Here is a 17440-nt window from a genome sequence, read left to right as displayed (position 1 = left end):
GCTGGAAAGCAGCACTGAACGCATTCGCCGTCCATTTCGGCGACCGCGTCCCTGTCTGATCACCCGCAGCAAAGGTAACAGAAGGACAACAACTGCCTTAGCTTACACAGACGATTTGACAAGCTCCCGGCCGCGCCGGTCATCGATTCCGCTGCCCTCCCGGCGCGCGCCCATACCGCGATGGCCGGGCTGCTGCTCGCGGTCCCGGACCTGATCGCCCTGGACCTGCCCGCGCTGGCTGATGCCGCCGGCTACCCCGGCACCCGGGTCATCCCGGCCGTGTCCTGGCTGCTGCCGCTGCTCGCGCTCAAGCTGACCGCGACCCGGCGGGTGTCTCACGTCGATGACCTGCTCGCTGACCCTGCCCCGGCGCTTCTGGCCGGGCTGCCGATCCTGCCGGAGAAGACGGCGCTCACCGATTACTCTTACCGGCTCTCGCACGGCCACCAGCGGCGGCTGCTGGCCGCCCTGGACAAGAAGATGATCGCCGCTGGCCTGGCAGCCAGCAGCGAGGCGATCTTCGGCCTGGGCTTCCACGCCGTCATGCACTGGGGCGAGGACCCCGCCCCGGAAAAGCACTACGTCCCCACCCGGTCCCAGCGCACCCGCCCGGTGCTGACCTTCTTCGCCCAGGACACTGGCACCCGCAACCTCGTCTACGCCAGCGCCGGCCTCACCAAGGCCACCCGGGCCCGCGAGGCCATCGCCTTCTGCGGCCACTGGAAAGCCGTCTCCGGCACCGACCCGAAGATGCTGATCATGGACCAGAAGGTCACCACCCAGGCCATCCCCGGCGAGCTCGACGAACGCGGCGTCAAGTTCGCCGCCTTGCGGATGCGCTCCCCGTCCCTGATGCGCCACATCAAGGCACTAGCGCCGGCGGACTACACGACCGTGGCCCTCAGCCGGCCCGGACCGCGCAACCGCCCCAAGGTCCACGAGGACCCCGCCGAGACGCTGACCAGCTACCCAGGCACCATCCGCCAGCTGGCCGTCACCGGCCTGGGCCGCGACGCCCCCACCGTCATCATCACCAACGATCAGGAGATAAGGACAAAGGCGCTCATCGGGCACTACGCCCGCCGGATGACCATCGGGCAGCGGCTGGCCGAGATCATCCGGGCATTCTGCGCCGGCGCCCTGTCCAGCGCGGTCAACCTCAACGCCGACCTCGACGTCGTGCTCTGCGTGCTGGCCCAGGCCCTGCCCGCCGCGTTCCGGCTCCGCCTGCCCGGCAACTACGCACACGCCGCACCCGGCACCCTCCAGCGGCGATTCCCCGGCACCCCCGGCGAAATCACCAACGACGGCACCGGCATCACCGTCAAGATCAACCGCCGCGCCTACTCACCCGTCCTCCGCCACGCCACCCTGCCCGACAACACCGCCGTCCCCTGGTGGGGCGGACGCCACCTCCGCTTCCAATTCGCATGACCCAAGGGTCCAAGTGCCGGTGCGGAAGTCCGCGTTAGACGGCAGCCCGGCTCGGATACGCCGCTCGGACCGCCACCACGCCCGGCCGTCCGCGTACGCCTGCCCCGACTCCAGCCACAGCCGGACGGCAAGGACGGCGCGGATGTGCGCCAGCCGGGCCAGCGCCGGCGGCCGGGCCAGATAGCCAAGGCCGCACGCGGCCATCCCCGCGCCGGTCAGCCAGCACCACGCCGGGCCGGGGCCTAGCGTGCCGGTGGCGGCGTAGCCGGCGGCACGCCAGCGGGCCACGATCCCCCGCAACCGGGCTGGGCGCACGCCAAGCCCGGCGGCCAGCAAGTCATAGGGAGCGGCGTACTGCTCGGCGCACAAGATCAGCCCGGCCACGTCCCGGCCGGACAGCCGGACCGTGCCTGCATCAGACCGGCGCCGCGCCGTCTCCGGCTGCACCACGGGCACCGCAGACCACCCCGCATCAAACGGCCGGCCTCGCTACGGCACCCGCCCGCGCCCGGGCGAAGATGCCCTTATCGTGCCACGCGCGCCCTGTAGCCGGAGGGCACACGGCATTACAGGGGTATTACGCCACGCAAAGGTGTAGGGGCCGGCGGGTTCGCAGGCGGATACCTCTGAGCGCCGGTTCTCAGGCGCTGTAGAGGTACTCGTCGTCGCACTCTCCCCGGCGCCTGAGTTCATGGCGCGCGGCCCACATAAAGTTGGCCAGTCCTCGTGACAGCTGGGCGCCAGGGGTGGAATCCAGCAGCGCACGGGCGTGCCGGAACATCGCGATCAGCTCCGGTGAGTCGATGTCAGCGGGCTTGCGGTGCTCTGGAATGGTCACCGGTTGGGCGGCCAGCGGTGCGGTCATAACAGACAGGCTAGCAGAGCATACAGAGCATGCATAGCTCTCAGAGCTAGCTAAGTTAGGGCAGGTCAGAGAGCACACCTATCTTGATCTCGTGCCAGCCAAGCCGGTAGACCCATTCGGCGACCAGTACGCCTACGTCCAGGTAGCCAACGACGTAGCGCGGCGGATCACGGCCGGCGAGATCACCGAGAAGCTGCCCAGCGAACGCGATCTCGCCGACGAATACGGGGTCGCCTACACTACCGTGCGACACGCCATGGACGTGCTCAGGCAACAAGGCCTGATCATCACCGTTCACGGACGCGGAACGTTTGTAAAGCCAGCCATTTAATCACCCATGCCCGGGCACGGCGTGCTCGTGCTTGCAGCTTCCGCGCCCACTGGCGCTGGTCCGCTGCCCGTGGTGCCTTTGACTTTGATCTTCAGGTTCTTGATTTTGACTTTTGTGGCGTAGTGGAGTCGGAGGGGTTCCCGACCTCGCCACCTTGCCTCTTTGAGGGGGTGAGGTCGGGAAGACCGCAGACGCAACGCAGCCGCGCGTTCCCGCTGTCAGCGGGAACGCGCTAGCAGCACGGAGGCGGACAGCCCCCGCACGGCCGCGCGCCTTGCTGTCTGGCCGCCTGCCGACCGCTGTGCGGGCGGTCGTCGTGTGGGGGGCCGGTGCGGCCGCCTCGCCCCCCACACGATGCTCTGAGAAATTGCCGTCCGCGAGGCACCGCGCAGACGGCCAGGGTGCGCTGCACAGCGGGTTCAGGTATTCGCCCAGCAGCATGAGCCGGGGACTCGACGGGGTGTCGGCCGGTCTATCTAGCCGCCGGATTCGCGCGTATGAGGAAGATGGATAAGGAAGATGGATAATTTCAAAATCAGAACAGAGTGGTGAGTGATTCGGTGACAAGAGCGTCCGAAAATACCATTACCTCCTGAGCTTTGACCACACGGTGAGCGGAGTAATTCAAGGAGATGAGTTCCCGCCGCCGAGAAGCGTACAGCGCGTGGACTTGAGGAACATTGTCATAAGTTAGAAGCCAGTTTCTCTGAGCGTGCAGATTGAGTACGGAGGCTAGTTTGCAGTGATCATCCGGTGTGAAAGAGTTCAAGTACAGAGAACCGGATCTGTCGAAGTAGGGCGGATCGGCATATATCAATACCTTAGGCCGATCGGCATAAGAAGCAATTACGTCTAGGCCGTCAATGTTTAGAAGTGCAATCTTCTTGGAGTGAATTCCCACAAGTCGAACCCGTTCAACCAAGGCAGGCTTATTAAACCGGGCATCTATTTTGTATCGACCTTGCTGCTTCACCCCGCCAATTACACCGCCATTGAGAGCGCCAGATCTGTTCGTTCGATTCAGATAAAAAGTAGCAAACCCGAGTCCCATGTAGTCCTGTCGATCCGCAGTGAGGTATATCTCTTTCTGCCTAGCCCATTCATGCATGTCGAGCTTTGCGTCGTCGATAAGCCTTGAGAACGCGCTTGGCTCATTTACTACAGCCCACCAAAACGCAAATATTGCAGGATCGAGGTCATTTATTACTATATGTTGAACCTGGCCAGTTATGAGGAGAGCCAAAGCGGCCCCAGCTCCCCCAGCGTATGGTTCGACATATGTGCCGGACGTCAAATTGTTCTCTCTAACTACAGACAACAGGTTTTGGTAAAGAGTGCTCTTGCCGCCCGGGTACCGCAACGGAGACAGTACCGGCCGCTTAAGGGCCCCCCTGCCTCCTCTTAGCCCAGTCACGGCTTGAGCATGTAGAGTAGAAGGGCGCGCATGGTATTCCAAGCCTCTCTTACCTCGGTGGGCGTGGCGAAAATTTCGTAATTGTGGTTAATCGCATCCATATGACTCTTGGAGGACACGTATCCTTCGACCTTTCCACCTCGAACCTTCTGGACGACCTGGATAAGAGCCGTGTGGCCGGTCGACTTGACGTGCTCCTCGAGCCAGACGAGCGCGTTTGCGAGATAGACATACCCTGTAGAATTAGAGCCCTTCTTTATGTCTTGGCCAAGGCTGGCCGCATATGCCTTTATAGTTTTCTCCAAAAATGTCCGCAGAAGATCAAATGCGGCATTCGGGAAGCGGTTAACATTTATCAGCGAGAGTTCTGTTGCTATATATCCAATAGCTGGAGGGAAGCCGCTCGGATCTATCCCTTCGAGATCCAGGTAATTCGAGGAGCCAGATTTTGGTTTGCTCTTCTCGTCGGGGTCTGCCGGCCCTCCGGTTTTGTCGCTAGATCCGCCAGTGCCCTGTCCGGTCGTCCCTCCATCCTGGGCGCTTTCGTCAGTCTCGTCTGGCTCGTCGGCGTCCGAGTCATTGATCAGGTCGCGAAGCTCATCCATGTACTTCTTGTAGGAGTAACTGTTCGTTGAGTTGAGAACACGTGTATCGATTCGCTTTGCTTTGATATCTGATATTATTTTCTCCGCGAGCCTGGCGAATTGACGTTTGCCACGTTTAATAGTGACCGTCGCCTCGGGCTCATTGACCACGATGTGCGCAAGGTCTTGAAACTCGGCATTCTCATAAAGGCGCGCCAGAGTCGAGAGAGGGAAGCGGCGAAGATAGACGTAATCTCTTAGGTCGGGATCTTTGTATCTAACGGACCGGAAAAGATTGACCATCTGACTCCGAATGACAAAGTCCTTTACGTCAATCAAAGGATACTGCTCTAGCAACTGCTTGAGAGACTTTCCAGAGTCGATCTGAGCTTGAAAGAATGCAGCCTGTCGGGCAGGACTCCACGGCAGCCGGAGATTTCCGGTGTGAAGGGCGGCAATGAGCTGGTCCGCTTCATCTTGATTCGGGGCAAGCTTTACGGAAATTTTCTTGAGTACATCCCTGTCCGGAATCCGCTCCGCCAGCTTCGCTATCCTTACCCTATATTCAGGTACGAGAAAAGGATTTTGGATAGCCTTCAACGCGGCAACCCGCCTGTTTCCTTCTACAACCACCATTTCTCCGTCGCGAATTACGACGATCGGCACTTCATGTGTCAGGTAACCGACGCTTGCAATAGCTTCAACAAGGTTGAAAGCCTTCTCATTCGCAAACAGATCGCGGATGATGTCAGTCTCGGGAACATCATGTAGCGGTAGTTCCAGGCGAACGTTGCGTGGATCAAGTCGAAGATTGTCGATAACATCTGCCTGAAGATCGTTCCACGTCGACATGTCGATCATGGTCCACTCCGATCCTAGTTCGGCCTTCAACCGGACGTATAGCTCTAACTACGTCACCAGTGTGTCATCTAGGGGATGTCTGGCAATGGCCGGATGTTAACATAACTGCTTGCCTAACCCAGGACTTTTGGTCTCGTGTCGTGTAACTGTGATCTACTCGACGCAGGTGGCCATGCCAGACACTCAGCAGAAGTTGCGTCTCGGCTTGGATGCGGCATTGGAGTGACGAATCAATACCCAACCTCTGGGCCGGTGCGCTCGATGGATGACCTCGCGGCCAACGCCTTCAAGTTCGACGAAGAGATAGCCGGGTTCCTGGTCCTTACCAGTACAGAGTGCCGCTGGGACACTGTACCGGTCGGACCATGACCCGGAGCAGGCCCAAGAACGGACGTGGCCATCGGGACGCTATCGCGGCAGCTCATGCAGCGTTTCAGGCTGAGCCGAGTAACTGTGTGGCGTCCGGGTCGGCTCCTCGAAGCGATCCACAACGCCCTGGATTCTGAGGCTGACATGGGCGTACAACTTCAGGCGACCGGGTGCCGCCGTGGCAGAGCCGGGGGCTCCACCCCTGCTGCGCTGATCTTCGGTTGGGGCGCCGTCCGGCACCACAAACATGCCCGGGGTGTGCCCGGCAGGGTACGCCCCGGCGCCCACGCTCGGGACTGAGCAACAAAGCTCGGAACCACCGGGTGATTACGCCCCGCACCGCCGATGCAGTCTGGTCACCGCTTGAGAGGTCAGAGCTGTACCGTGGCTCCCACGGTCAGCCGCCGTGTCTGTCACGTTCTTTCGCTGCTAGCATAAGGCCCTATACGACCGCTATGCGATCACTGACCGAGGACTGTGCGGTCCGCATAAATGGCCGCTTGAAAGCGGTCTTCGTTTAGACCATACTATTCGATCTGGGAATCGCCGCTAGGCAAATGAGGGCCAGAGAACGAGCCGTATTAGCAAGATTTTCCGCGTCTACGGGTTCCAGAGGACGCACGCCATGGGCAACTTCGTTCCGGATGTTCCGTAGCGTGTCTGCTACCGCTACGGTGTCTTTCGGTATCAAATCCTGCTCCGCCAACCTGCGGATAACTTGCACGGGGTTCGGGTTCGGATATTTGATTCCTGCTGTCGGAGCGGCATCCTTCGCGGCAGATTCCAGCTGGCCGTATGCTTCAAGGAAAAGCATCGTCGGGTCAACGATGCGAGGCGGCGACGGCAATTGCGGAGATCCGGGTGCCTTCGCTATGACGCCTTCAGCCAGTGAGCTGGCCTTATCGGACAGCTTGGCGACCTCTTCACCAAACTTAACGGAGGCGCCCGCTGCTGATATCTCCCGGATCCGCGGGATTAGGTTCGTAATCGGCTTCCGGAACATAATAAATCCAGTTACCGCTACGGCTGGCCATGCCAATGTCTGGACGTACGCCAGTACCTCGGTTGGCGCGCTCATCTAGCCTTACCCTCCCCTCTGCTCTGCTGAGAATAGCGGACGCATCACATCAGACACAGTGGTTCGCGGGATCGGATCGTGGGAACCGCGCGGATTCGCCGTGGAGTCGGGCGCCGTTCCAGTTTGGCAGAATGGGGCTCGTGATCGATCTTACCCCGAACCAAGTCCTTGACATGCCGGTAGACCAACTTGGACTTCTCGTTCTGAGTGATCTCCTCAGGACCGGCGAGTGGAACGAGTACAACTACCTGCTCGGTGTGCAGCGCAGCGGCTATCAGGGGAGGCGGCGCTAGCCATCACCGAGGCGATGGCGTGGCTCCGTGCGCGCGCACTGATTGCTAGGACACCTGGACAGACATCGGACGCGGCCATCTCGATCACGCGTACCGGTCGACGGGTGGCTGCCGAAGGCCCGACCGCCTTTCGTGCTTCTGAACGTCTTCAAAGTGGGATTCATCCCCGGATCGAGCGGGAGGCTCGTCCCCAGTTCTTGATAGGGAAGTATGAGCTGGGAGTCTTCGCATCTATGAGGGCTGTCGAGGTTCGTGTCCGGCAGCTCGGCGGGTTTCCCGATGCCGTGTTCGGCGTCGACTTGATGAACCAAGCTTTCGGTCCGACGGGAAAGCTCACAGATCCTTCCATCTCAAAGGGCAAGCAGGAAGGCACGCGAGCACTCTTTGCAGGCGCGTATGCAATCCTGCGCAACCCGGCCGGGCACCGAGAAGTGAACTACGACGATGTCTCAGAAGCAGCCGACGCCGTCCAGACTGCCTCCCTGCTCATGCGAATCCTGGACCGGGTCGAGGCCCGCGTGAATCAATAGCGCCGACGCCACTACTTGCTTTGAGAGCCCTGCTGGGGCACTCAGGGAACCACCGTTGCGGAGGGGCAGGGCTTCGCCTTGGCTCGTTCCGGTGCCGGGCGCGTCGTACAGGTTCGGCAGTCCCGGGACCTGTTGGCGGGCCTGCTGCTCCGCCCCCGACTGGTCTTTTCGGCGTTAGGTATTGTAAATCGCGTGTACCGCGGCGTCCCAGAGCTGGGCATCCTTACGATCCCAGCCCATCACGGTGGCAATACGCCGGTAGGTCTCGCTGAATGCCGCGATCGCCATCTGGATCGTGCTGTCCAGGATTTCGGAATTCGGCCCCCACTGCCAGAACGGTGTTCCGTCCGGCTGCATGGCGGGCGTCATAAAGTTCGTCAGCCCGTAGAACTGGCCGTGCGTTACGGCGGAATAAGTCCGGTAAAAGATCTTGGTCGGCAGATTTGCCGGCAGCTTCGTCGGCTGCAGCGCTTTGAACATCTTGGCCGTTGCATCCGTAGCTGAATCGGCCTTCTCATTCTCAATCTGGGGGCCCGAGGTGGGTGCTGCGACGGCTAGTTCGGCGATCCGCTGCAAGATCGTAGACTCTTGCTGGCGAGCTTCGGCGATCATCAAGGCGACTTCTACCGGGGTCGGGTCGCCGCTCTGCTGGAAGCTCTCCGCATATTCGTCGGCGATCTGCTTAGCTCGGCGTGCGCTTGTCAGGCTCAACACAAGCTCCCGGCACACTCTGCGTCGCGCACCGATTCCCGGCTCCGCGAGCCACCAAGCTCCTGAGGCGATCTCGATCGCGGAACGAGCTAGGACGGTCGGCCCGATCACCGGCACTGGATCGACCAGCAGCCGCTCAAGACTCTTGAGATCATCGACGACGCCGAGCATCATCAGGTTGGCCGCCGCGTAGGCGGTTCTCAGCGGCCTATTACCCCACGGGGAGCCGTCATTCCGCATTTCCGTGCTCGACAGCTCGGCGGCGGCCTCGGACCCAGTCACCGGCTCCCACACCAAAGTTCCTAGCCGCTTTTCAGCGAAGTCGACGGTCGCCCGCAGAGCCGCCCGGTTCTGTGACACCACCTCGTTATGGTCCATAAGGACGCTAGCATAAGGCGAGCGAGCGAGATCGACATGTCGCTGATGATCACCCTGGGGGCCGACGGGTGTTGTGCCGCGGTTCGAAACCTACGGTCCTGGTGCGACTCCTGGGAGGATGGCGTAACCGCCCCTCTCCTTCCGGCTCGGGGCGGCCGTTCGCCTTGGCAGGTTGTCAGAGTTGGATCATCGCCTCGATGGCGAGCCGACGGATCGGCCCCACTTTTTCGCTGTTGGCACGAGGTCCTATACGGCCTCCTATGACCCATGATCATGGTCCATGCCGGTTCCCGGGAGGTGCTGTGCCTGCTGGATGGCTGCCGCCGGGCGCGCTTTCGGGCAGCGGCGCAGCCGCAGGGCGGCGGCGGCGGCGATGATGATGATGATGATGATGGCGCTCGCGAGGGCAGGTAAATCTGCGTGTTACTGACCCGCGCGCACATAGGGCCCGAACGGCAGCCGGGAATCTACACAAAACGGACAATAAACCTGCGGCCCAGGTCCTAAGTCTCCGACGACGTCCCAGTATCTGAGACCGCCACCGGGCAACCGCCCGGGCCCCAAGCCAGCCTGCCGCGCCCCCGCCCACCGCTCACCCGCACATCACCGGCACCTGATCAGATGACATCCACGCGAGGGACCGGCGGCGCAGCCCCTGAACTTCGCGGCATTGGGGTTAGCCCCGGTGCCTTCCGCTCTCGGTGAGGATGAACCTGTCCTCGGCGAACTCGGTGACCAGCGCGTCGACCACGCTGGTCAGGTCGGCGTAGCGTCCGTACACGGCACGCTGCCGCTCGTAGGAGGCGCCGCACTCCAGTACCTCAGAGGCGACCGCGAGCTCATTAGCGCAGCCGAGCCGCCACGCTATCGGCTCAAGCTCGCGCAGCAGCTCGTAGATCTCGTCCCGCAGCGGCGCGGTCGCGCCCGCGTCGTCGGTGATGACGATCGCGTCGAGGCCATACCTGGTCGCGCGCCACTTGTTGTCCCTGACCACCCACTGCGACCGCACGGGCAGCCGGTAGCCGCGGTCCAGCTGCGAGTCGAACAACTGCACCAGGCACTGCGCGAGCGCCGCCACCATCCCGATCTCGCGGAACGTCGGAACGGCGTCGGCGATCCGGACCTCGACGGTGCCGAAGTCAGGGTGCGGGCGGATGTCCCACCACACCTCCTTGATCGTGCGGATCGTGCCCGCCCGGAGCTGGGTGTCCATGTACTGCTCGAAGTGCGTCCAGTCCGGCAGCCCGGGCGGCGGGCCCGTGTTCGGCAGGGCGCCGAACACGACCGACCTGGTCGAGGCCAGGCCCGTGTCGATTCCTGACCAGAACGGGCTGGACGCGGTCAGCCCGAGGAAGTGCGGCAGGTAGACGGCCAGCGCGTTGATCACAGGCATGACCCGGGTCTCGTCGCGCAGCCCCACATGCACGTGGACCGCGTACGTCTGCAGCCTGCGGGCCGGCCACTGGATCTGCTCGACGAGCTCGGAGTAGCGCTGGCTCGGCGCCATCTTCGCGTCCCGCCAGTCGCTCATCGGGTGCGTGCCCGCGCCGGCCAGGACGATGCCATGCGGTTCCGCGGTGCGCTGCAGCTCCTTCATCGTCACGTCGAGGTCGGCCTTGGCTTCGGCTACCGTGCCGCAGATCCCGGTCACGACCTCCACGGTGGACTGCATCAGCTCGTGCCGCATCTTGGGATGCTCGCCGCTTTCGGCCAGGCCGGGCAGGCCGGCCATCACCGTGGCCGCGTCCTGCCTGAGCATCCGCGTCTGCGCGTCGATGAGCTGCACTTCCCATTCGACGCCAAGCGTCGGGCCCGGTGAGGGGTTCCACTCGATCGTCATGGCAAACCTCTGCTAAGGCACGTCCGGCGGGCGGTAGACGCCCCAGACCTCGCGCAGCGCGTCGCAGACTTCGCCGAGGGTTGCCCCCGCGCGCAGCGCGTCCCTGACAGGCGGCAGCACGTTGCCGGTCCCCTCGGCCGTCTCCCTGACCGCGTCCAGGTTCTTGCGGACGGCAGCGTTGTCGCGGTTGCGCCTGATCCGCTGGAGTTCCCTCGCCCGGGCCTCCTCGATCCTGGGGTCCACGCGGAGCGGCTCGTACGGCTCCTCGTCGCCGCCGGTGTACTTGTTCACCCCGACGACGACGCGCTCGCCGTCGTCGGTCTGCCTGGCTATCTCGTAAGCTGAGCGCTCTATCTCGGACTTCTGGAAGCCCCGCTCGATCGCCGCGAGCGCGCCGCCCATCTCATCGATCCGGTTCGTCAGCTCGGCCGCGGCGGCCTCGATGTCGTCGGTCATGGACTCGATCGCGTACGAGCCGGCGAACGGGTCCACGGTCTTCGTCAGATCGGTCTCGGCCGCGATGACCTGCTGCGTTCGCAGCGCCAGCCGGGCGGCCTTCTCGCTGGGGAGCGCGATCGCCTCGTCATAGGAGTTCGTGTGCAGTGACTGGGTGCCGCCGAGCACGGCCGCGAGCGCCTGGATCGTCACCCGCGCCAGGTTGACTTCTTTCTGCTGCGCGGTCAGCTGCACGCCCGCTGTCTGCGTGTGGAAGCGGAGCATCTGCGACTTCGGGTCTTGCGCCCTGAACTCGTTTTTCATGATCTTCGCCCACATGCGGCGGGCGGCGCGGAACTTCGCCACCTCCTCGAGCAGCGTCGTCCGCGCGACGAAGAAGAACGACAGCCGGGGCGCGAACTCATCGACCGCAAGGCCGCCGCGGATCGCGGCGCTGACGTACTCCTTCGCGTTGGCCAGCGTGAACGCGATCTCCTGGACCGGCGTGGCGCCCGCCTCGGCCATGTGGTAGCCGGAGATGGAGATCGTGTTCCACTTCGGCAGCTCCCTCTTGCAGTACGCGAACGTGTCGGCCACCAGCCGCAGGCTCGGGCGCGGCGGGTAGATGTAGGTACCGCGCGCGATGTACTCCTTCAGGATGTCGTTCTGGATCGTGCCGCTCAGCGTCGCCGGATCCGCGCCCTGCTCCTCGGCGACCGTCTGGTACAGCAGCAGCAGCACGGCGGCGGGGGCGTTGATCGTCATCGACGTGGACACGGCCTCAAGCGGGATGCCGTCGAACAGGGTGCGCATGTCGTGCAGGCTGTCGATCGCCACGCCCACCTTGCCGACCTCGCCGTGGCTCTGCGGCGCGTCGGAGTCGTAGCCCATCTGCGTGGGCAGGTCGAAGGCGACCGACAGCCCGGTAGTGCCGTTGCTTATCAGCTGGTGGTATCTCTTGTTGGACTCGCTGGCCGTGGAGAACCCGGCGTACTGGCGGATCGTCCACGGGCGCCTCGTGTACATGTCCGGGTACACACCGCGCGTGAACGGGTAATGGCCAGGCGCGCCCAGCTGTACGTCCGGGTTGAACTCCGCGAGCATGTCCTGGTCGTAGACCGGGGCAACCGGCAGTCCGGACTCAGACGACAGTTCCATGCGCTCAGCGTACGTGGGAACACCCTGGCGCGGGAGGGTGAGCCTACCGGGGCGGCCAGGCGGCCTCCCTGGCGTCCCGGCAGTCCCGCAAGTGTCACTTTGCACACTCTGTGCATGGACAAATCGGTCATTCCGGGCGCGAAAATGGTCATGGAGTGTGCGAAGTCACATGCCAGGGGCCGTGTGACTTATCAGGAGCCGGGGCGGTGGCGCGGCGGAAGCACCACCGGTACACGTGGTGCCCGCGGTGCGAGTGATGGGCTCGCCCCGGATCGCCGGTACGGCGGAAGCCTCAGGAGAGCGGCGGGAGCCCGCAGCGGCCGCGGACGGCGGCCATCGTCTCGCGGCTGATGACGCGGGCACGGCGGGCGCCGTCGAGGAGCACGGCGTCGAGCGCGTCGGGGTCGGCGAGAATCTTCGCGGTCCGCTCCCTGATCGGGGCGAACGTGTCCACCACGAGTTCGCCGAGGTCCTTCTTGAACGTGCCGTAGCCGGAGTCGCCGTAGGAGGCCGCGATCGACTCGATCGGGTCGCCGGACAGTGCCGAATAGATCCGCAGCAGGTTCGTCACGCCGGGCTTGGCGGCCTCGTCCGCGCGCACGACCGACTCGGCGTCGGTCACCGCGCGGGCGATCTTGCGCCGGATGACGGCTGGCTCGTCAAGCAGGTCGATGATCCCCTGGGGGGACGAGGACGACTTGCTCATCTTGCTCGTCGGATCCTGCAGGTCGGTGATCTTGGACACAGCGGGCAGGATGTAGGGCGCGGGCACCACGAAGGTCTCGCCGAACCGGTGATTGAACCGCTGCGCCAGCGTGCGGGACAGCTCCAGGTGCTGCCGCTGGTCCTCGCCCACAGGGACCTCGTCGGCCTGGTAGAGCAGGATGTCGGCGGCCTGCAGGACCGGGTAGGTGAACAGCCCCACGGACGCCTGGTCGGCGCCGCCGCGTGCCGACTTGTCCTTGAACTGGGTCATCCGGTTCGCCTCGCCGAACCCGGTGATGCAGCCGAGCACCCAGTTGAGCTCGACGTGCTCGGGCACCTGGCTCTGCACGAACAGGATGCAGCGCTCCTGGTCAAGGCCCGCGGCGAGCAGCTGGGCAGCGGCGACCCTGATCCGGCGCCGCAGCGCCTCGGAGTCGTACGGCACCGTGATCGCGTGCAGGTCCACCACGCAGTAGATGGCGTCACGGCTCTCCTGCAGGTCCACCCACTGCCGGACGGCGCCGAGGTAGTTGCCGAGGTGGAACGAATCCGCGGTCGGCTGGATGCCGGAGAATACGCGACGGTTGCCCATGGGCAGGAAGTCTAGTGGGAACGGGCTCAGCGCGATCGCGTCCCCGGGGGCGTGACGACGACCTCGACCCGCTGGAACTCCTTCAGGTCCGTGTATCCCGCGGTCGCCATCGTGCGGCGGAGCGCCCCCATGAGGTTCATCGACCCGTCGGGGACCGTGGAGGGGCCGAGCAGGATCTGCTCCATGGTGCCGATCGTGCCTACGTTCACGCGGGCGCCGCGGGGCAGCTCCGGGTGGTTGGCTTCGCTGCCCCAGTGGTAGCCGTGCCCCGGTGCCTGTTCGGCGCGTGCCAGCGGCGAACCCACCATCACGGCGTCCGAGCCCAGTGCCAGCGCCTTGGCGATGTCGCCGCTGCGGGTCATCGAACCGTCGGCGATGACGTGCACGTACCGGCCGCCGGACTCGTCGAGGTAGTCGCGGCGGGCCGCCGCCACGTCCGCGATCGCGGTGGCCATCGGCACCGCGACGCCGAGCACCGCGGCTGTGGTGTGCCCCGAGCCGCCGCCGAAGCCGACGAGAACGCCCGCCGCACCCGTGCGCATCAGGTGCAGGGCGGCCGTGTAGGTCGCGCAGCCGCCCACGACCACCGGGATGTCGAGCTCGTAGATGAACTGCTTCAGGTTCAGCGGCTCGGCCCGGCCGGAGACGTGCTCGGCCGACACGGTGGTGCCGCGGATGACGAAGATGTCCGCCCCCGCGTCCATGACCGCCTTGTAATACCGCGCGGTGCGCTGCGGCGACAGCCGCGCCGCCGTGATCACGCCGGCCCGCGAGATCTCCTCGATGCGCGCTCCGATCAGCTCCTCCTTGATCGGCGCGGCGTAAATCTCCTGCAGCCGCCGGGTGGCCGCCTCCTCACCGAGCGCGGCCACCTCGGCAAGCAGCGGCTCCGGGTCGTCGAACCGGGTCCACAAGCCCTCGAGGTCCAGCACGCCGAGGCCGCCGAGCCGCCCGATCGTGATGGCCGTGGCGGGCGAGACCACGCTGTCCATCGGGCAGGCGATCAGCGGCAGGTCGAACCTGTAGGCATCGATCTGCCACGCGATCGACACCTCCTCCGGGTCGCGCGTCCTGCGCGCAGGGACGATGCCGATCTCGTCGAGCGCGTACGCCCGGCGCCCGGCCTTGCCGCGCCCGATCTCCATGTCCGTCACGCGATCTCCACGTCGGTCACCCGGTCTCCGCCCGTCACGACTTCCGGCCGCTGTAGTTCGGCGCCTCTACCGTCATCTGCACGTCGTGCGGGTGGCTTTCCTGCAGGCCGGCGGCCGTGATCTGGATGAACCTGGCGTCTTGCAGCTCGCCGATGGTCCGCGCGCCGCAGTAGCCCATCGCCATGCGCAGCCCGCCGACCAGCTGTTCGGCCACGGCCGCGAGCGGGCCGCGGTAGGGCACCTGCCCCTCGATCCCCTCCGGGATCAGCTTGTCCTCGCGTAGCACGTCGTCCTGGAAGTACCGGTCCTTGGAGTAGGACTTGCCGCGCTCGCGGTTGCGCATCGCGCCGAGGGAGCCCATGCCCCGGTACATCTTGTACTGCTTGCCGTTGACGAAGACCATCTCGCCTGGGCTCTCCTCGCAGCCTGCGAGCAGGCTGCCGAGCATCACCGTGTCCGCGCCGGCGGCGATCGCCTTGGCGATGTCACCCGAATACTGCAATCCGCCGTCGCCGATGAGCGGTATCCCGGCGGGGCGCGCCGCCAGCGACGCCTCGTAGATGGCGGTCACCTGCGGGACGCCGACCCCGGCGATGACCCGGGTGGTGCAGATGGAGCCCGGCCCGACGCCCACTTTCACGCCGTCGGCGCCCGCGTCGATCAGCGCCTGCGCCCCGGCCCTGGTGGCCACGTTGCCGCCGATCACCTCCACGTCCGCGTTGGCCTTGATCTGGGCAACCATGGTCAGCACCGACTGCTGGTGACCGTGCGCCGTGTCCACCACGAGGAAGTCCACGCCCGCGTCGATGAGCGCCTGGGCACGGCGCTTGGCATCCTCGCCGACGCCGACGGCCGCCCCCACGACCAGCCGCCCGCCGGCGTCCTTGGTCGCGTTGGGGAACTTCTCGCTCTTGGTGAAGTCCTTGACCGTGATGAGCCCGCGCAGCCTGCCCGTCTCGTCGACGAGCGGCAGCTTCTCCACCTTGTACTGCTTGAGCAGCCGCAGCGCCTCCTCCGGCTGCACCCCGACCGGGGCGGTAACCAGCGGCATCGACGTCATCACGTCGGCCACTCGCCGGGAATGATCGGATTCGAATCGTATATCCCGATTGGTCACGATGCCGAGGAGGATGCCGTCGTCGCTGGTCACCGGGACACCCGAGATCCGGTACCGGCCGCACAGCCGCTCCACGTCGCCGATCGTCGCGTCAGGACCGCAGGTGACCGGGTCGGTGACCATCCCCGCCTCGGACCGCTTGACCAGGTCGACCTGCTGCGCCTGCTCCTCGATGGACAGGTTCCTGTGCAGGACGCCGACGCCGCCCTGGCGCGCCATCGCGATCGCCATCCGGGCCTCGGTGACGGTGTCCATGGCCGACGAGACCAGCGGAACGCGCAGCCGGTGACGGCGGGTGATCCGGCTGCTCGTGTCCGCCTCGCTTGGCATCAGCTCCGAATGAGCCGGCAGCAGCAGCACGTCGTCGAATGTGAGGCCTACCGGGGAGAATTTCGATGACTCGCTCATGATGCCCTCACGGCTCTTCGCTGCGTATGGAGCAGCTGGTAACGGTGGGATATCGCCCATCCTACTTAACGGCTGCGCGGGGGCCACATTGCTGTGACCCCCGCGCCAGGAGCTACCGGCACCCCGTCTAGTGCGAGTGCCCGTGCGAGTGGCCGTGGCCGTCTGCGGCGGGCTTCTCCTCTTCCGGCTTCTCTACGACAAGCGTCTCGGTCGTGAGCAGCATGCCGGCGATGGACGCGGCGTTCTGCACGGCGGAACGAGTGACCTTGACCGGGTCGATCACGCCCTGCGCGACGAGGTCGCCGTACTCGCCGGTGGCGGCGTTGTAGCCGTGCCCGGCGGGCAGCTCGGCGATCTTCGCCACCACGACGGAGCCCTCCTGGCCCGCGTTGAGCGCGATCCAGCGGGCGGGCTCGGACAGCGCCTTGCGCACGACAGACACGCCGGTCGCCACGTCGCCGATGTGACCGAGGTCATCCAGCTGCTTCGCGATGTGCACAAGCGCGCTGCCACCGCCGGCGATGATGCCTTCCTCGATCGCGGCCCGGGTCGCGGACACGGCGTCCTCGACGCGGTGCTTCTTCTCCTTGACCTCGACCTCGGTTGCCGCGCCTACGCGCAGCACCGCGACGCCGCCAGACAGCTTGGCCAGCCGCTCCTGCAGCTTCTCGCGGTCCCAGTCGGAGTCGGTGTTGTCGATCTCGGTGCGGATCTGGTTGACCCGGCCCGAGATCTGGTCCGCGTCACCCGCGCCGTCGACGATCGTGGTCTCGTCCTTGGTCACGACGACCTTGCGCGCGCGGCCAAGCACGTCGAGGTCGACGCTGTCCAGCTTGAGCCCCACCTCTTCGCTGATGACCTGGCCACCGGTCAGGATGGCGATGTCACCGAGCATGGCCTTGCGGCGGTCGCCGAAGCCGGGCGCCTTGACCGCGACGGACCTGAACAGCCCGCGCATCTTGTTGACGACCAGCGTGGCCAGGGCTTCGCCGTCGACGTCCTCGGCGATGATGGCCAGCGGCTTGCCTGACTGCACGACCTTGTCGAGCAGCGGGAGCAGGTCCTTGTTGGCCGAGATCTTGGAGTTGACGACAAGGATGTACGGGTCCTCGAGGACGGCCTCGAGGCGCTCCGGGTCGGTGACGAAGTACGGCGCGATGTAGCCCTTGTCGAAGCGCATGCC

Annotated in this window: 15 protein-coding genes; 3 read left to right on the top strand and 12 right to left on the bottom strand. The window is 64.9% G+C overall.

Annotation, left to right across the window (positions count from 1 at the left end):
• Positions 1–180: 180 nt before the first annotated feature.
• Entirely contained in the window at positions 181–1434 is a 1254-nt protein-coding gene (locus tag Q1N79_RS03605) for a hypothetical protein (protein ID WP_300604305.1), read from the top strand.
• Here Q1N79_RS03605 and Q1N79_RS03600 read toward each other — a convergent pair.
• Positions 1348–1890 (bottom strand): hypothetical protein, encoded by a 543-nt coding sequence (locus tag Q1N79_RS03600; protein WP_300604302.1) that lies wholly within the window; start codon positions 1888–1890, stop codon positions 1348–1350. The genes Q1N79_RS03605 and Q1N79_RS03600 overlap by 87 nt on opposite strands.
• A 184-nt stretch (positions 1891–2074) precedes the next feature.
• Positions 2075–2299 (bottom strand): hypothetical protein, encoded by a 225-nt coding sequence (locus Q1N79_RS03595; RefSeq protein ID WP_300604299.1) that lies wholly within the window; start codon positions 2297–2299, stop codon positions 2075–2077.
• Positions 2300–2390: 91 nt separating this feature from the next.
• Between Q1N79_RS03595 and Q1N79_RS03590 the strand changes: the two genes are divergently transcribed.
• The gene (locus Q1N79_RS03590; RefSeq protein ID WP_300604297.1) at positions 2391–2630 is read left to right on the top strand and encodes a winged helix-turn-helix domain-containing protein; all 240 of its coding nucleotides are present in this window, start codon (positions 2391–2393) and stop codon (positions 2628–2630) included.
• 535 nt (positions 2631–3165) lie between these two features.
• Here the strand turns inward: Q1N79_RS03590 and Q1N79_RS03585 are convergent.
• The 3 genes from Q1N79_RS03585 to Q1N79_RS03575 all read right to left on the bottom strand — a co-directional run bounded on the left by Q1N79_RS03585 (position 3166) and on the right by Q1N79_RS03575 (position 6936).
• Positions 3166–4044, bottom strand: a complete 879-nt coding sequence (locus Q1N79_RS03585; protein WP_300604294.1) for a DNA adenine methylase — start codon at positions 4042–4044, stop codon at positions 3166–3168.
• Positions 4041–5489, bottom strand: coding sequence for a hypothetical protein (locus tag Q1N79_RS03580; protein WP_300604291.1), 1449 nt, complete (start codon positions 5487–5489; stop codon positions 4041–4043). The genes Q1N79_RS03585 and Q1N79_RS03580 overlap by 4 nt, the downstream gene beginning before the upstream one ends.
• 886 nt (positions 5490–6375) lie before the next feature.
• Entirely contained in the window at positions 6376–6936 is a 561-nt protein-coding gene (locus Q1N79_RS03575; RefSeq protein WP_300604288.1) for a DUF4145 domain-containing protein, read from the bottom strand.
• Between the two features lie 307 nt (positions 6937–7243).
• Between Q1N79_RS03575 and Q1N79_RS03570 the strand changes: the two genes are divergently transcribed.
• Complete coding sequence (locus tag Q1N79_RS03570; protein ID WP_300604285.1) at positions 7244–7759, top strand: TIGR02391 family protein; 516 nt, start codon at positions 7244–7246, stop codon at positions 7757–7759.
• Positions 7760–7933: 174 nt separating this feature from the next.
• On the opposite strand, the gene Q1N79_RS03565 is transcribed toward Q1N79_RS03570, so the two are convergent.
• From Q1N79_RS03565 to groEL, 7 genes are all read right to left on the bottom strand, one after another.
• Positions 7934–8848, bottom strand: a complete 915-nt coding sequence (locus tag Q1N79_RS03565) for a hypothetical protein (RefSeq protein ID WP_300604282.1) — start codon at positions 8846–8848, stop codon at positions 7934–7936.
• A 676-nt stretch (positions 8849–9524) separates the two neighbouring features.
• A complete protein-coding gene (locus Q1N79_RS03560) occupies positions 9525–10688 on the bottom strand; it encodes a glutamate--cysteine ligase (protein ID WP_300604278.1) in 1164 nt (387 codons plus the stop codon).
• A gap of 12 nt (positions 10689–10700) precedes the next feature.
• Positions 10701–12281, bottom strand: a complete 1581-nt coding sequence (locus tag Q1N79_RS03555; RefSeq protein WP_300604275.1) for a methylmalonyl-CoA mutase — start codon at positions 12279–12281, stop codon at positions 10701–10703.
• Between the two features lie 292 nt (positions 12282–12573).
• On the bottom strand, positions 12574–13578 hold the full coding sequence (trpS, locus tag Q1N79_RS03550; RefSeq protein WP_300604272.1) for a tryptophan--tRNA ligase: 1005 nt from the start codon (positions 13576–13578) through the stop codon (positions 12574–12576).
• 26 nt (positions 13579–13604) lie between these two features.
• Positions 13605–14723, bottom strand: coding sequence for a GuaB3 family IMP dehydrogenase-related protein (locus Q1N79_RS03545; RefSeq protein ID WP_300604308.1), 1119 nt, complete (start codon positions 14721–14723; stop codon positions 13605–13607).
• A 43-nt stretch (positions 14724–14766) separates the two neighbouring features.
• Positions 14767–16257, bottom strand: a complete 1491-nt coding sequence (guaB, locus tag Q1N79_RS03540; protein WP_300604270.1) for an IMP dehydrogenase — start codon at positions 16255–16257, stop codon at positions 14767–14769.
• A 127-nt stretch (positions 16258–16384) separates the two neighbouring features.
• The coding region (groEL, locus tag Q1N79_RS03535; RefSeq protein WP_300604267.1) for a chaperonin GroEL at positions 16385–17440 on the bottom strand (1056 nt) is incomplete at its 5' end.

The organism is Trebonia sp. (assembly GCF_030042015.1).
In the GTDB taxonomy this organism is placed as follows: domain Bacteria; phylum Actinomycetota; class Actinomycetes; order Streptosporangiales; family Streptosporangiaceae; genus Trebonia.
Note: the sequence above shows the minus strand (reverse complement) of the source record. Positions and strands in the feature narration are given on the sequence as shown.

Coding starts and splice junctions, on each gene's coding strand:
- Q1N79_RS03575 (WP_300604288.1), bottom strand. CDS start 6,936: ATGAGCGCGCCAACCGAGGTACTGGCGTACGTCCAGACATTGGCATGG.
- trpS (WP_300604272.1), bottom strand. CDS start 13,578: ATGGGCAACCGTCGCGTATTCTCCGGCATCCAGCCGACCGCGGATTCG.
- Q1N79_RS03605 (WP_300604305.1), top strand. CDS start 181: ATGGCCGGGCTGCTGCTCGCGGTCCCGGACCTGATCGCCCTGGACCTG.
- guaB (WP_300604270.1), bottom strand. CDS start 16,257: ATGAGCGAGTCATCGAAATTCTCCCCGGTAGGCCTCACATTCGACGAC.
- Q1N79_RS03580 (WP_300604291.1), bottom strand. CDS start 5,489: ATGATCGACATGTCGACGTGGAACGATCTTCAGGCAGATGTTATCGAC.
- Q1N79_RS03570 (WP_300604285.1), top strand. CDS start 7,244: ATGGCGTGGCTCCGTGCGCGCGCACTGATTGCTAGGACACCTGGACAG.
- Q1N79_RS03565 (WP_300604282.1), bottom strand. CDS start 8,848: ATGGACCATAACGAGGTGGTGTCACAGAACCGGGCGGCTCTGCGGGCG.
- Q1N79_RS03560 (WP_300604278.1), bottom strand. CDS start 10,688: ATGACGATCGAGTGGAACCCCTCACCGGGCCCGACGCTTGGCGTCGAA.
- Q1N79_RS03555 (WP_300604275.1), bottom strand. CDS start 12,281: ATGGAACTGTCGTCTGAGTCCGGACTGCCGGTTGCCCCGGTCTACGAC.
- Q1N79_RS03595 (WP_300604299.1), bottom strand. CDS start 2,299: ATGACCGCACCGCTGGCCGCCCAACCGGTGACCATTCCAGAGCACCGC.
- Q1N79_RS03545 (WP_300604308.1), bottom strand. CDS start 14,723: ATGGAGATCGGGCGCGGCAAGGCCGGGCGCCGGGCGTACGCGCTCGAC.